Here is a 14,451-nt window from a genome sequence, read left to right on the forward strand (position 1 = left end):
TTTATCCCTCAAAATCGGGTATAAAAATCCCCCTAAATTTAGGGCCCCTTTTATCACTTAACGTAGCTGACTTCCCGGAACCATTAACCGAAAAATTGGACTTTTACCCTGAAAACCCTCCTCTAAAACTTAAAATATTGCTCTGGAAAAGGATTTTTACTCGTTTAAGTGGATTTTCTCTTTAGATAAGATTGAGAGTAATTTTGTATATACTTCCGCTCCCTTAAATCAACGGACTCTTCACTAGGCCTAGCCGAATCGCTTGTCCATTCAATCTTTTCGTTTATTTTCACAGTGTAAACATGTATACAAAGAGTACCCAAGGATCCTTAAGCACTCGCTGTTGGCGGACAGCGGGTGCTTTTTTTTTGTGCCCTTTTGCCAAACACACCCGTAAAATTCGGCGAAGTACTACGGGCAAATTCCTGAATCTTACGCCTACGTATTTTCCCCTGAGCATTTTTCTAGCCTTGTTTTCGTTGAATTCCTCTCTTTTAAACGAAGATGAGTACGGCCTACTCCCCTTTTTCCACGCTCCTGAGCATAACCTTGCCGCTGGCATGAATGGCTAAGAAACCCCTGAATTTAGGAAATTTTAAGCCCTATTTTCCACCCCTAAATTTTGTCTATCCATGGTATTTTTGTAATTTTCCCTGCTTATTCAGCCTCTTGCTAGTGGGCTCTGAATGATCTAACGTTTTACGTACTTAACACGCTTACTTTCCGCATGAAACGCAGAGAAGCATTACAAATGGTAGGGGTTATGATGGGAGGTTTGCTGGTAACCCCAGCGTTAGCCGACATCGTAGAGGGTCGCCGGGCTCTCCCTACGACATCCGCTACACTGGTCTTTGACCAGCCTACCGAAGATCTCATCGCTGAAATTGCTGACGTGATTATTCCAACGACGGCAGACTCACCCGGAGCCAAGGCGGCCGGGGTAGGCCCTTTCCTGAACGTACTGGTTTCGGATTGTTACCCGAAGGAATACCAGGAACGCCTGCAAAATGGCTTGGCTCGGGTAGACCGCGAAACCAAGGCTGTTTACGGAAAATCGTTTAAGGATGCTTCACTCGAGCAGAAAACGAATATTCTCAAGCTGGAAGAAGCGAATGCCTACGCGGACCGTAAAGCAGGGGTAAAAGAGGCCCCCTTCTGGTTTACGATTAAGGAGCTCTCTATGTTTGGCTATTTTACTTCAGAAATCGGAGCAACGCAGGCCCTGAGCTATGAATATGTACCGGGCCGTTATGAAGGTTGTACGCCGTTGAAACCAGGCCAAAAAGCCTGGGCTACCTAGGAGATGCCCCCAACGGTGCTTATTCCCCTTTTGTTACCGGGCTATGGCCCCCTCAAACATTGAATTCTTAAGGAAATGAATATTCTTCGAGCAAACGAACAAAATACGTATGATGCCATCGTGATCGGTTCGGGAATCTCCGGCGGCTGGGCTGCCAAAGAGTTGACCGAGAAAGGCCTGAAAACGCTGGTACTGGAACGTGGCCGTAAATTCGAACACGTCGTTGATTACGAAAACGCACTAAAGAAACCCTGGGAGCTTACGCACCGCGGCCGCATTACCAATGAAGAGCGGGCAAGCCACCCCTTCCTGAGCCGTGATTACCCCTACGGTGAAGCCAATAAAACCTACTGGTTCAACGACTCGGATGCTCCCTACAGTGAGCTCAAGCGTTTTGACTGGTACCGCCCCAACATTGTCGGTGGTAAATCGATTATGTGGGGTCGCCAAAGCTATCGCCTTTCGGATTTGGACTTTGAAGCCAACTTGAAAGAAGGCATCGGTACGGACTGGCCGGTTCGTTACGCAGAGATTGCCCCCTGGTACAGCTACGTGGAGAAATTCGTCGGCGTATCGGGCAGTAAAGATGGACTCGCTCAATTGCCCGATGGCGAGTTTCTGCCGCCCATGCAAATGAACTGTGCCGAGCAGGCCGTTAAGAAAGGCATTGAAGGTAAATTCCCGAACCGGGTTATGACGATTGGTCGGGTGGCTAACCTGACCCAGGCTGGTCCCGCTCAGCAGAAAGTAGGTCGGGGTCCCTGTCAGTACCGGAATCTTTGTTCGCTGGGTTGCCCCTACGGTGGTTACTTCAGTAGCCCTTCAGCTACCATCCCCGCGGCGATGGCTACGAAGCGACTGACGATTCGCCCCAATAGTATCGCGTCTGAACTCATCTATGATCCGGCCGCCAAAAAAGCCAAAGGCGTTCGTATCGTGGATTCTGAGACGAACGAAGTGATGGAGTTTTTCGCCAAAGTGATCTTCGTGTGCGGTGGAGCCATTGGTACGACTGCTCTGTTACTGAATTCAACCTCAGATCGTTTCCCCAATGGTTTTGGTAACGATTCGGGTCAGTTAGGTCATAACCTGATGGATCACCACTTCCGTACCGGAGCCAGTGGTATGGTGGAAGGTCTGGACGATAAATATTACTTCGGTCGCCGGGCGAATGGTATCTACATTCCCCGTTACCGTAACATCGGTAACGACAAACGGGATTACGTTCGTGGCTTCGGTTATCAGGGCGGCGGTAGCCGTCAGGGCTGGAATGGCCTCGTAGCTGAGATGGGTTTTGGAGCTGAGCTGAAAGAAAAAGCAACCAAACCCGGTCCTTGGAGCATGAACCTGGGCGGCTTTGGTGAAACGCTACCCGCTTACGAAAACCGGATGTTCCTGGATAAAACCAAAAAGGACAAATGGGGTCTACCTACGGTTGTGTTCGATGCCGATTTACGCGAAAACGAGAAGAAAATGCGGAAAGATATGATGAACGACGCGGCCGAAATGCTCGAAGCCGCGGGCGTGAAGAATATTCGAACGTTCGATAACGGCTCGTATTTGGGTATGGCTATTCACGAAATGGGTACCGCCCGCATGGGACGTGATCCTAAAACGAGCGTTCTGAATGGTAATAACCAAGTGTGGGACGCGAAAAACGTATTTGTTACGGATGGAGCCTTCATGGCTTCAGCAGGTTGCCAAAACCCTTCCCTGACGTATATGGCCTTTACGGCCCGGGCGGTTGACTTTGCCGTGAAGGAACTCAAGAAGAAGAATTTGTAATCTTTCTCTAAGGTATATTCGTAAAAAGCGTAGAAGATCCTCTTCTACGCTTTTTGTTTTTAGTCCGTATTCGTAAATTATTTTTATTTAGATTCATTAAAAAATATTTGGAATTCAACGGAGTCCGCCTTTGTTTTGCAGGCTATTTAGAAAAATTCCAAATTATGAGAGCACTTCGACTCTTCTTTCTTTTTTCCCTTTTTGCGATTTCTTCCCTGTATGCTCAGCACACGGGCGCTATTCGTGGCCGCATCACGACCAAAGATGGTAAACCTGCCGAAGGCGTTTCGGTAGGCATCCGGGGAACTACGCACGGCTCTTTAACGGATGAATTCGGCGAGTACCGAATGACCAAAGTAAGTCCGGGTACGCACATCATCGTCGTATCGGCCGTGGGTTTGAAAACCCAGGATAAAACCATTGATCTGCAAGCGAAGGCAAGTATTATCGTTGATTTCTCCCTCATTGAAGACCTGGCTCAATTACAGGAAGTTGTCGTAGCGGCCAGCCGTAATCGTTTTAAAGCGGATAAGGTTTCGCCTTCCCTTCGTTTACAGACTCCGTTACTGGAAGTACCTCAAAATATCAAAGTCATCACGAAAGAACTCCTGGCCGACCAACAGGTGTTTGACATGGTTGATGGCGTTACGCGTAACGTCAGCGGAGCCATCCGTTCCGGTCACTGGGACAATCAGTACGCCAATATTTCAATGCGGGGGACGTCCATTCCGGCGTTTCGTAACGGCATGAACGTAAAAATGCCCTGGGGCCCGCTAGCCGACGACATGTCGACGGTCGAACGCATTGAGTTTGTGAAAGGTCCCGCCGGTTTCATGATGGCCAATGGCGAACCGGGCGGGATGTACAACGTAGTCACGAAAAAACCAACGGGTACGAATCAAAGCTCCGTTTCCTTCACCACGGGAAGTTACAACACGGTACGGGCGGCCATTGACCTCGACGGCAAACTTTCCAAAGACGGCAAACTGCTCTATCGCCTAAATACGGCCTACCAGACGCGGGATACCTACAACAAGTTCAATTACAACGACCGCTATATCATTGCTCCGGTCATCAGCTACCAGATCGATTCCAACACCGTCATTACGGCCGAATATACTCACCAGCACGTTGAAGCGTTAGCTCTGGGTAATTACACGTTCTCAAAAAAAGGCTTTGGTGAGGTTGGTCCGGAATTCTTCCTGGGCGATCCGTCTCTTAATCCCCGAATCATTCAAGATCACAATGCCTTTTTGTACTTCTCGCATCGCATCAACGACCGTTGGAAGCTAAACGCTCAAATTGCGTACTTCAACTATTCCCTCGGTGGGGGCGGTACCGTATGGGTAACGTCTATCGATAGTGTGGGCAACATGCGGCGGAATTACAACATCGGTGATGAGCTGGCTATTAACAAAACGGGTCAGCTTACCTTACAGGGTGAAGAGCGAACGGGCTCCGTCTTGCACCGCATTCTGGGTGGGATTGACATGGGTAACCTGAAAACGTGGGGAGATTTCAGTACCACGATGCTCGGCGACCTCCAACTGGCGGGCAACGCCAATTTTAACATTTACAATCCTACGTACGGTATTCCGCTGGCGAATATTCCTCAGTTTGATCGTTCCCACAGTATCCGGGAACGTTCGGGTTCGAACATCTACGCGACCAACTTGACGTATTCGGGGATTTACCTACAGGATGAGGTGCATTTGTTTCAGGACAAATTACGCCTGACCGTGGCTGCTCGGTATACGCAGTCCCGGACGGTAGGTAAAACAAAAGCTACGGATATCAAAAATAACGTCGTAACCCCGCGTTTTGGCTTTAGCTACTCCGTCAACCGTGAAATGAGTATTTATGGGTTATATGATCAGAGCTATCTGCCCCAGGCGGGAGCCGATTTCGATGGAAACGTCTTCAAGCCGGTCTATGGTAATAATACGGAATTCGGTATTAAGAAAGACTGGCTGGGTGGCAAGTGGAACTCTACCTTTACGATCTATCAGATTACGAAAAGTAATGTGTTGACGCCTGACCCTCGTTTCGGTATCAACAACCCCCAAAACTGGCAGGTACAACTGGGACAAATTGTCTCTAAAGGTGTTGAGTTTGACTTGACCGGTGAAATTGTTCCCGGCCTGAATGCCACCCTGAACTATGCCTATACGGATCCGAAGGTAACGAAAGATGAGACCGCAAACCCCGCTAACAATCGCAAAGGAACCTATCTAACCGGAACGGCCAAACACATTACCAACGGCTGGCTGACGTACCGGATCAAGAGCGAGCGTTCGGCCCTGCGGGGACTGGGCTTCTCGGGCGGTTATCAGTACCAAGGGGAACGTTTTGCTGGAGCCGGTTTGAAGGAATCAAACTTCCCGGACTTTTTCCGTCTCGATGCGGGTGTCTCCTACCAGGCCCGAAAAATAAATGTTTCTTTGTTAGTGAATAATCTGGCGGACAAACGGATGTTTACCTCCGGCAGTGCTCCGGCTAACCCCCGAACGGGCTACTATACGTACATCTACGAATTTCCCCGGAATTTCCGACTGAACTTTGGTTACAAGTTCTAGCCTACCCTCTACTGAAAGCCTCCGCCATTCGTTGCGGGGGCTTTTTTAGTTAATGCTTTAATCGAGTATATCATCATCTGATACGCTATTGGAAAGGGGATTTTTCACCGTCAGCGGCAGAAAAAAGGTATGCTGACAGAATCGGCAACGTACATATTTTAGCGGTAGAAAACCGGCTAATTTTTTCATCCAATCGGGTCGACTCAGACGTTCCAAGTGGGCCGTCCGATGACACTTAGGGCAAGCCCAATCGTGGGCGGTTCGCCGCCGAATGGTTAGTAATACACCTGCATAGGTAACGAGTACAAGAAAGATAAGGGCGGCAGCAAGCATAGTGGAAAAGCGGTAAAGCATCCAAAGATAATCTCTTTTCACTAAGTCGCCAAGCCCTACCTTGGTAAAGTAATACTATAAAAAACAGTACATATCCCCAGGTAATCAACATTCTTCAAACTGATGTATCCCCTGCGTCGACAAAGTCTATGAGGAGCATAAATCTTCGAAAAGACCTGCCTTGGTTACCATCAACGTAATTTAGTATACGCCCCTATCCCCTACTGGGTACAATTTAATAACGCTATCGATCTGCTGCATATGGCAAGTCATTCTCCCTTGTTCAGGTTTGTTACCGTTGCCTTCGCTCTCATTATATTTCTTTCGTAGAGCCTTTATCTAGTGATGGAGATCAATTCTGTTACGCTTGGGACTGCTTGAGCACGCTCGGCAAACCCGTCAGCGTACCCAAGCAGTTCAATGCGTATGAAGTAGTGGAAAAACAGAGGCCTATTTAGACGCGGCCGGGTGATACAGAAAATAATCGTATACACTTCGACTGATCTGAGCAATGGTTTGTTCCCGAAGCTCGGAAGGTGCCAGCGAAGCTCCTACCATAACGGCAATGACGATATGACCCGCATTGCCGGGTAGAGTAATGATTCCCACATCATCGGTAGCCGATGCACCCATCGTACCCGTTTTATGAGCCACTACCGTTTCAGGAGTCAAATACCCCTTCAAACGACCCTGTCCGCCCCGGCAACGTTCCATGATCGCCAGCAGCGTATCCCGACTAGCAGCGGATACGGCTTTCGCCTGATAAATTTGGGTGAGTAACTGAACCATCGCTTGCGGAGTAGAGGTATCCCGGGGATCTTTATCAAACGTTGCCTGGGCCGTTTTCCGTACCTCCGGTGTTAATCGCTCTTCCAGGTTGGTGTAAAAACCAGGATTTTTCCACTGACTCGTATCCGGCAGCGTTACGCCTTCCCAATCGGCAATGAGCTGGATGATGGTACGGTCTACGGACATACCCTCAATGCCTAACGTCTTCAAGCGATGTTGTACGGCCCCGGTTCCACCCGCCAGGCGAATGAGTACATCCGTGGCCGAGTTATCACTGATGACCATCATCAACTCCATCAAGTTCTGAAGCGAAAGGTGAACGCCCGGTTTGGCAAACAGCGTCTCTAGCGTACCACTTCCGGGATGCAGATCCGAGGGCTTTAGCTCCGTCATGGTCAAATACGAAAGTTCTCCTTTTTCGATCTTGCGGAGTAATTCTACGGCCACGGCCACCTTCATCGTACTCGCCATCGGAAAGCGATCGGTGGCGTTCATCCGAATCTCTTGCCCACTTTCCAGGTGCAAGGCACAGACCCCTACTTTGCCTTTGGCCAGCCTGGCCATACGTTCAAGTTCCTGTTGTAAACGCTGCGTGGCGAGGTCGCTCGTTTTTAACGAAGATTGTGCCGAAACCAGTAGCGGCAAAAGAATGAAACTACAAATAAGCCTTAGGGAAGGAAAGCCGGAAAAGATCATTTTCATACGAACGAGAACGCCTGAACGAGTATCAGTTTATGATTAAACGTCGAACCTAGCATTTTTCCTACATAAAATAAAATCACTTGAATAGTTTACGTACATCTTTCCCAAATGTCAAAATAATATTTTTACTTTGATGCTTTTCCCAGAATAATGTTCATTTCAAACATTTAACTCCTTTATCTTCATTCCATGAAGCCGATTAAAGAGGGAAGCGGATCGTGGCAGCCTAACGCTCATGGGTGAACGCTGCTACTTCTCAACCCGCCACCGCTGGATCTTTAGCTCTGCTTTTTAACCAATTAAACCTTTTATGCACAAACGCTTACTATTTTCCATTCTTACGCTTTTCCTGTTCTCGGGTTCGCTGGCGTTCGCTCAGCAAATTCGTGGAAAAGTCACCGTAGAGGGCGATAACACGCCACTGCCGGGTGTCAATGTTTCCCTAAAGGGTACTTCCAGTGGTACCGTCACCAATGCTAATGGGGAATATAGTATCAATCTTACCGCCGGGCGTACGGTACTGGTTTTTAGTTACATCGGTTACGTAAATCAGGAAGTTGACGCCAACGGCCGTAGCACCGTAGACGTGACGTTGAAAGCCGACAACAAACAGTTTAATGAAGTCGTTGTCACCGCTTTGGGTATTAGCCGGGATAAGAAGGCGTTAGGCTACGCTGCTCAGGGCGTCGGTTCGGAGGAACTGGTCCAGAACCACCAGCCTAACCTCGTGAATGCGTTACAGGGAAAAGTGGCCGGGGTTACGATTTCGAGTACGGGCGGTGCACCCGGTCAGGGGGCTCGTATTTTGATTCGCGGGATTAACTCCATTGACGTCAGTCGGGATAATCAACCTTTGTTCGTGATTGATGGGGTCCTGCTGGACAACTCCACCTCTACGCTGGGAAATGATGCCGCGGGTCGTGGCATGAGCAACCGGGCCGCCGATGTGAACCCCGAGGACATTGAAACGATCAACATCCTGAAAGGGGGAGCGGCCACGGCTTTGTACGGCTTACGTGGGGCCAATGGCGTGGTCGTCATTACAACGAAATCAGGCAAAGCCGGATCTCTACGGGCCAACTACAGCGGCACCTACGGTTTTGAAAATGTAAATAAATACCCGGACGTACAGGATAAGTACACCATTGGCTGGCAGGGTCAGTACGATCCGAACAGCTTCTGGCCCTCCTGGGGACCGACGGTTGAGGAAGCCCGGAAAATTGATCCAACGCATCCGGCTAAGCTCTACAATCACTTTAAGGATGCGTACCGCACGGGTCAACAGTTTCAGAATAACCTTTCGTTTTCGGGCGGTACGGACAAAATCAACTTCCTTTCCTCGATCTCGCACCTGAATCAGCAGGGCGTTATTCCCTTCACCAACTACGAAAAGCTTTCGCTACGACTCAATAGCAATATCAAATTCAGCGATAAGTTCACGACGGGTGTGAACCTGAATTTCATCAATTCCGGGGGCGATCGCTACAATGCCGGTCGGTACAACGAAACCTTGAGTTACTGGTCACCCCGCTACGACGTCCGCGATTATCTGACGCCCGACGGAACCATGAAGGCTTACTCAGGTGATAATGCCAACCCGATGTATAACGCGATGACGAATAAATTCCGGGACAACGTCAATCGTCTCATTGGCGGGGTAAATTTCATGTATGCCCCCCTTTCCTGGCTGACGTTTACGTACCGGGCTGGTTTGGATACCTATTCGGAAGACCGGCTCCAAACGGCTCCGGGACCCAAAGGCATTGCGGGTGAATACATTTCCGGAGATAATGACCTGGGCTTTGTTTATCAGTACCATACCAATTTCCGGGCCATTACGTCTACGTTTGCCGCCAGTGCTACCCACAAATTTGGCGACCTGAATACGACACTCCGCCTAGGACACGATTTGTACGACCGTCGCATTCGCAGCTTTGGAGCGGAAGGTACGGAGCTGACCGTTTACGATTACTTTGATTTGCGGAATGCTAAAACCATCGTTCCGGTGCAATCGGCCGAAGATTACCGCCTGATGGGTCTTTTCGGGGAATTAACGTTCGATTACAAGGATTACCTGTTTTTGACCCTGACGGGCCGGAATGACATGACGTCTTCCCTGCAATCACCCAACAACTCGTTTTTCTATCCTTCGGCCAGCTTGGGTTACGTGTTCTCCCAACACATTAAACTACCCGAGGTACTGAGCATGGGTAAACTCCGGGCCTCGTACGCTAAGATTGGGAAAGACGCCGCTCCGTATTCGACTGCTACGGGTTATTCTTCCTACCAAAGCCTGCCTTCGGGCCTAACGGGCTTCACGCGTGGGGCTTTGCTGGGCAACCCGAACCTGCGTCCGGAATTTACCGATACCTATGAAGCGGGTCTGGAACTGGGCTTCCTCAATAACCGCCTGGGACTGGATTTCACGTATTATAACTCGCTGAGCAAAGATCAGATTATTCAAGTGAATGTCTCTTCCGGTACGGGTTATGTACGGGCGGCTATTAACTCCGGAGAAATGCGGAATCGGGGCGTTGAATTGATTTTACGGGCTACGCCCATCAAGACCAGCAAGTTCAACTGGGACATCAACCTGAATTTCTCGGCTAACCGGAACAAGATTGAAAGCATTCGGCAGGATTTGACTGAAATCAGTTACGCTTCCGAATTCGGTTACGCGAACTCAACTGTAACGATGAAACTCGTTCCCGGCCTAGCCTACGGTAACCTCTACGGAAGAGCCTACCAGCGGTACTACCCCACCACTGGAGAAGAACAACCAGCGGTACTGGATCGGGATCGGCCCATTGTAATTGGAGCCAATGGCTTCCCGGTGATTGGTACGGCTCAGAAGCTGCTGGGAAATACACAACCCAAATGGCTGGGCGGTTTGAACAACACGCTGCGTTACGGCAACTTCACGTTTACGGCCCTCTTCGATGCTCGCGTCGGTCAGGATCGCTATAACCAAATGGGCAACTTCTTCTCGGCGTTTGGCATCGCCAAATACACCGAAGATCGCAACGATACCAAGGTATTCGAGGGGGTTTTGGCTAATGGCACACCCAATACCAAAGCCGTTTGGCTCGGTCAGGGCGTTGGTCCGGATGGCTTTAACTACGGGAATGGCTTCTACCGGAATGTCCACCGGGGCGTTTCAGAGCTGTTCATCGAGGATGCTTCCTGGGTACGTCTGCGTTCGGCGAGTTTATCGTATTCCATTCCTTATTCCTGGATTAAATCGTCCATCGTGAAGAACGCCCGCCTCAGCGTAACGGGCAATAACCTGTGGCTGTGGACCAAGTACACGGGCTTTGATCCCGAGGCTTCGACCACCAACAGCGGTAGCAACGTAGACGGCTTTTCGGGCTTTAGCTACCCAGCCGTGCGTAGTTTCCTGTTTTCTCTGAATGTAGGTTTTTAATGATTTGATGGACATGAAAAGCACTTTGAAACGATATACCCTTTTAGCACTGACCACCCTGGGCTTAACGACGCTTTCGGGTTGTAAGGATTACTTTGACTTAAACGATAACCCCAACCTGATTTCCAATCCACCGCTGGCCTCCCTGCTTTCGACGGCAACGCAGAAAACGGGCCTGAACTCCCAGCGGGTGGGCGGAATCACTTCGTATTTCGTGCAGTACCTGGCCAGTCCTAGTACGGCCAGTCCCACGGACACGTATCAGGTAACCGATTACACCGGAACCTGGGATGCAGTTTATTTCGGTATGGCCGATTTAAGTGATCTCAAACGAATGGCTCAGGAACAGGGGGCTTCGGAATACGTAGGAGCCGCCGATGTGATGCTTTGCTATCACTTAACGCTGATCCACGATTTATTTGGGAATGCTCCTTTTTCGGACGCGTTTGCTGGTACTACGCTTACGCCTAAGTACGACAAAGCGGAAGATATTTACGCCGCTGCTCTGAATCTGGTCAATGAGGGGATTACGGAACTGAGTAAAACCGATTCCCGCGTAAAACTGGCGGCGGCCAACGATCTTATTCACAAAGGCAACACGGCCGCCTGGATTAAAACGGCCTACGCCCTAAAGGCTCGCCTGCTAACTAAAGTATCTAAAACGAGTGCTTACAAGCCCGCCGATGTATTGGCTGCGGTGGAAAAGTCGTATACGTCGAACGCCGATGATGCTCAAATGGCCAGCTTTCAACTCCGGAACCCTTGGGCTCAGGTAGCCCGCGATAACGCGAACTTGCTACTCGACGGCTGGTTGTCGGAGCAGCTCATCGATCAGTTGAATGGTACGACGTACGGTTTGTTCGATCCCCGCGTAGAGAAGATCACGGATAAAACGGTAAATGGCGTCTACAAGGGCACCATCAACGGACAGGGTAACATTGGAGCCGCCAACACGATCAAGGATGAAAGCTACATTACGCTGAATTCGCCCCTAACGGGTGATGCTTCGCCCCTGCTGATTGCGACCTTCGCCGAACTCAAATTCATTGAAGCCGAAGCAGCTTTCCGAAGTGGGGATAAAACGCGGGCCTACGCGGCGTACCTATCGGGTATTCAGGCGAACATGGATAAACTGGGCGTAGCTTCAGCCGCCAGCCAGACGTATCTATCGAACGCTACCGTAGCCGTGGGATCTCAAAATCTAACGCTCGATCTGATTTTCAAAGAAAAGTACGTAGTCACGTACCTCAATCCCGAAGCCTGGAATGACGCCCGCCGTTACGATTACAAATACAAAAACTTTACGTTACCCCTGAATGCGGCTCTGCCTACGTTCATTCGCCGGGTAGCGTACCCGAACGGTGAACAGGCGAAAAATACTTCCAACGTTCCAACGGAAGTACCTTTGTCTACGCCGCTTTGGTGGGATAAATAAGCCTACGAACTACGTTTTATCAGAAAAGGCGACCTCACGGGGTCGCCTTTTTCATTGCAAGATCGTATGCTATTTACAGGCCTTCATGAGTACTTCTTTGCCGCTCCTAAGAAACGATACTTTTTCTGAGGGGAACGAAGGGCTTTACGGTCAGGCCTTACTCTAAAAGGGAAGCCGTTGCCTTAGGCGATCGAATGGTATACGAAAACGGTGCACTTTGGGCTTCGCCGGGTTTCAGATTCCATCGCCAGTGGAAAATACCCGTCTCGTGATTCACTTCGGCTCCGCTGGCCTGACGATCGAGGATTTCAATCTCTTTCATTTTTGAAATGGGAAACTGATCGTATACCACCAGCGAGATGGGTTGGCGACGGGTGTTGCGTACGCTGATTTCGTACCGGCGTTCCTCGGACTGTGTACTACCCAGGAAGGATTTCTTCGTGAATTCCTTCTTCTTGATTCGCTGTACCTGGACCGCTTTGTCGCGTCCCAGTGACAAGCGAAGGGTATCACCCGTATTTTCCAGATTCAGCGTTGATTTTCCTACGTAATTGCCTTCCAGGAACAACTGAATATCACCATTTAATAAACCGTATTGTTCCCAGTTGGGAATCTGAGCGGTAAGGAATACGTCGGCATTGAGTTTAGGTACGGCACTGTATTCGTACAGAGCCGGTAATTCTACCTGCTTCACCTCTACGGCGTATACTTTTCCATCCGATGGAATGGTATAGGGCATTTTAATGTCGTAGGTGAAACTGGTGGGAGCTTCTTTTTCATTCAGTTCCAAGGGCACACCGGCTACTTTTCCCTGTAAAGATTGGACAGCTCCCGTTACAGTCTGTCTACGTTGCGTACTCTGCCCTACGACCACTACTTCATTCAAAACCTGTTGGTCTGCTTCCAGTTGCACATCCAGTATTTCCGAGAAGAAGGGTTTTCGTTGGGATCGAAAGCCAATCCCAGCAAAGAAGAGTTGGGTTGCATTTTGCGGCAGTTTCGGTGGGATGCTCAAACGATAGAAGCCATTTTCATCCGTCAGCGTACCTAAACTCGTTCCCGATAACGTCACGGAAGCGTTAGCAATCGCCATTCCCGCCACGTCGGTCACTTTACCAGAAACCTGCGTAACCGTGGGATTGTACGTTTGACTGATGGGAGAGTTCAGTTCAGGATAGTAATTCGTCTGGCCCGTCACCCAAGGCTTAAGCATAGATTGCGTCGCCCGTTGCCGGGGATCTGCGTTGGAAAGACTTAGCTGGATTTGTTTCCAATCTTCGCCCGTGTACTGAAACACCTGAGCTTTGTAACCCATTTGCAGGGGTTTCGTCAGATCATTGACTCGAGCGTCGTAACTAGGAATCCAGCCCGCGTCGGCGACAAAATAGGTAAGGGTAAATTGAGCTTGTGCGATGGGTTGTGGACTGGAAATAGTAAGCCATACTTCCCCTACCTGCTGATCCGTATCCGTATTGACGCGGGTTTGTTCACTGTTAAGGGTCTTGAGTTCGTCGTTATACTGATTGATTTTACGTTCCAGTTCGAGTTGCTTCGTTAGTACTTCCGTTAGGCGAGTTCGCTGGAAATCCGCCGCTTCTTTGATCTCACTGGCTTTGAGCGTTTGTACTTTCCCACCCAATTCCTGATTCTTCAGTAAAAGAGTTTCTTCCTGTTTATAGACTTGCAGCAGCTTTTGTTCCAACTGAATTTTAGCTTCGATCTCGGTCCGGCGTTTATCAAACTGCTTCGTTTTCTCCAACCGCGATACGCCTTCGTCGGCGTAGCTCTGCTGAGCCTGTACGGACAGCACCGTAAAATTCCCCTCCCCTCGTAGCTGGAGGCTCTGCTTATCGAGTTTAGGGGATAGGTTTTTGAAATACAGTTCCGTTCGGCCAGCGGGCAAAGCCGTTTGAGCGGATCGCTGAATCTGAGCACCGTTTAGGAAAACCGTTACTTTTTCGAGTTTGGAAGTCAGCGGTATAGGCGTAGGTTCCGCTAGGGCTACAAAGGAGCTAAAGAGTAGGAAAAACAGCGTTCGCTTCATCGGGAAAGGGTTAAGATTCAATCTTTGGATGCAGCAGCGACTTCAATTCCACACGTATACTGA

The 14,451-nt window shown here is 49.6% G+C and carries 9 protein-coding genes; 6 read left to right on the forward strand and 3 right to left on the reverse strand.

Annotated features, from left to right (window positions below; translation table 11 throughout):
- The 4 genes from ACOJTG_RS08635 to ACOJTG_RS08650 all read left to right on the forward strand — a co-directional run.
- Positions 1-185 (forward strand): hypothetical protein (locus ACOJTG_RS08635; RefSeq protein WP_420153444.1); only part of this gene is annotated, 185 nt, incomplete at its 5' end.
- A 542-nt stretch (positions 186-727) separates the two neighbouring features.
- Complete coding sequence (locus tag ACOJTG_RS08640; RefSeq protein WP_420153445.1) at positions 728-1,300, forward strand: gluconate 2-dehydrogenase subunit 3 family protein; 573 nt, start codon at positions 728-730, stop codon at positions 1,298-1,300.
- A gap of 75 nt (positions 1,301-1,375) precedes the next feature.
- Positions 1,376-3,085 carry a GMC oxidoreductase gene (locus ACOJTG_RS08645; RefSeq protein ID WP_420153446.1) on the forward strand — a complete coding sequence of 570 codons (1,710 nt, stop codon included), beginning with the start codon at positions 1,376-1,378 and terminating at the stop codon, positions 3,083-3,085.
- A 164-nt stretch (positions 3,086-3,249) separates the two neighbouring features.
- Positions 3,250-5,661: a TonB-dependent siderophore receptor gene (locus ACOJTG_RS08650; RefSeq protein WP_420153447.1), complete on the forward strand. Its 2,412-nt coding sequence runs from the start codon at positions 3,250-3,252 to the stop codon at positions 5,659-5,661.
- A 57-nt stretch (positions 5,662-5,718) separates the two neighbouring features.
- Here the strand turns inward: ACOJTG_RS08650 and ACOJTG_RS08655 are convergent, their stop codons facing one another.
- Entirely contained in the window at positions 5,719-5,994 is a 276-nt protein-coding gene (locus ACOJTG_RS08655) for a hypothetical protein (RefSeq protein ID WP_420153448.1), read from the reverse strand.
- A gap of 450 nt (positions 5,995-6,444) precedes the next feature.
- Positions 6,445-7,485 (reverse strand): class A beta-lactamase, encoded by a 1,041-nt coding sequence (bla, locus tag ACOJTG_RS08660; RefSeq protein ID WP_420153449.1) that lies wholly within the window; start codon positions 7,483-7,485, stop codon positions 6,445-6,447.
- Between the two features lie 310 nt (positions 7,486-7,795).
- Between bla and ACOJTG_RS08665 the strand changes: the two genes are divergently transcribed.
- Both ACOJTG_RS08665 and ACOJTG_RS08670 read left to right on the forward strand, forming a co-directional pair.
- Positions 7,796-10,909, forward strand: a complete 3,114-nt coding sequence (locus ACOJTG_RS08665; RefSeq protein WP_420153450.1) for a SusC/RagA family TonB-linked outer membrane protein — start codon at positions 7,796-7,798, stop codon at positions 10,907-10,909.
- A 13-nt stretch (positions 10,910-10,922) separates the two neighbouring features.
- Positions 10,923-12,344, forward strand: a complete 1,422-nt coding sequence (locus tag ACOJTG_RS08670) for a SusD/RagB family nutrient-binding outer membrane lipoprotein (protein WP_420153451.1) — start codon at positions 10,923-10,925, stop codon at positions 12,342-12,344.
- A 157-nt stretch (positions 12,345-12,501) separates the two neighbouring features.
- Here the strand turns inward: ACOJTG_RS08670 and ACOJTG_RS08675 are convergent, their stop codons facing one another.
- A complete protein-coding gene (locus tag ACOJTG_RS08675; RefSeq protein WP_420153452.1) occupies positions 12,502-14,388 on the reverse strand; it encodes a mucoidy inhibitor MuiA family protein in 1,887 nt (628 codons plus the stop codon).
- Positions 14,389-14,451: the final 63 nt, after the last annotated feature.

Source organism: Siphonobacter sp., assembly GCF_048595215.1.
GTDB lineage: Bacteria > Bacteroidota > Bacteroidia > Cytophagales > Spirosomataceae > Siphonobacter.

Coding starts and splice junctions, on each gene's coding strand:
- ACOJTG_RS08640 (WP_420153445.1), top strand. CDS start 728: ATGAAACGCAGAGAAGCATTACAAATGGTAGGGGTTATGATGGGAGGT.
- ACOJTG_RS08645 (WP_420153446.1), top strand. CDS start 1,376: ATGAATATTCTTCGAGCAAACGAACAAAATACGTATGATGCCATCGTG.
- ACOJTG_RS08650 (WP_420153447.1), top strand. CDS start 3,250: ATGAGAGCACTTCGACTCTTCTTTCTTTTTTCCCTTTTTGCGATTTCT.
- bla (WP_420153449.1), bottom strand. CDS start 7,485: ATGAAAATGATCTTTTCCGGCTTTCCTTCCCTAAGGCTTATTTGTAGT.
- ACOJTG_RS08675 (WP_420153452.1), bottom strand. CDS start 14,388: ATGAAGCGAACGCTGTTTTTCCTACTCTTTAGCTCCTTTGTAGCCCTA.
- ACOJTG_RS08670 (WP_420153451.1), top strand. CDS start 10,923: ATGAAAAGCACTTTGAAACGATATACCCTTTTAGCACTGACCACCCTG.
- ACOJTG_RS08665 (WP_420153450.1), top strand. CDS start 7,796: ATGCACAAACGCTTACTATTTTCCATTCTTACGCTTTTCCTGTTCTCG.
- ACOJTG_RS08655 (WP_420153448.1), bottom strand. CDS start 5,994: ATGCTTGCTGCCGCCCTTATCTTTCTTGTACTCGTTACCTATGCAGGT.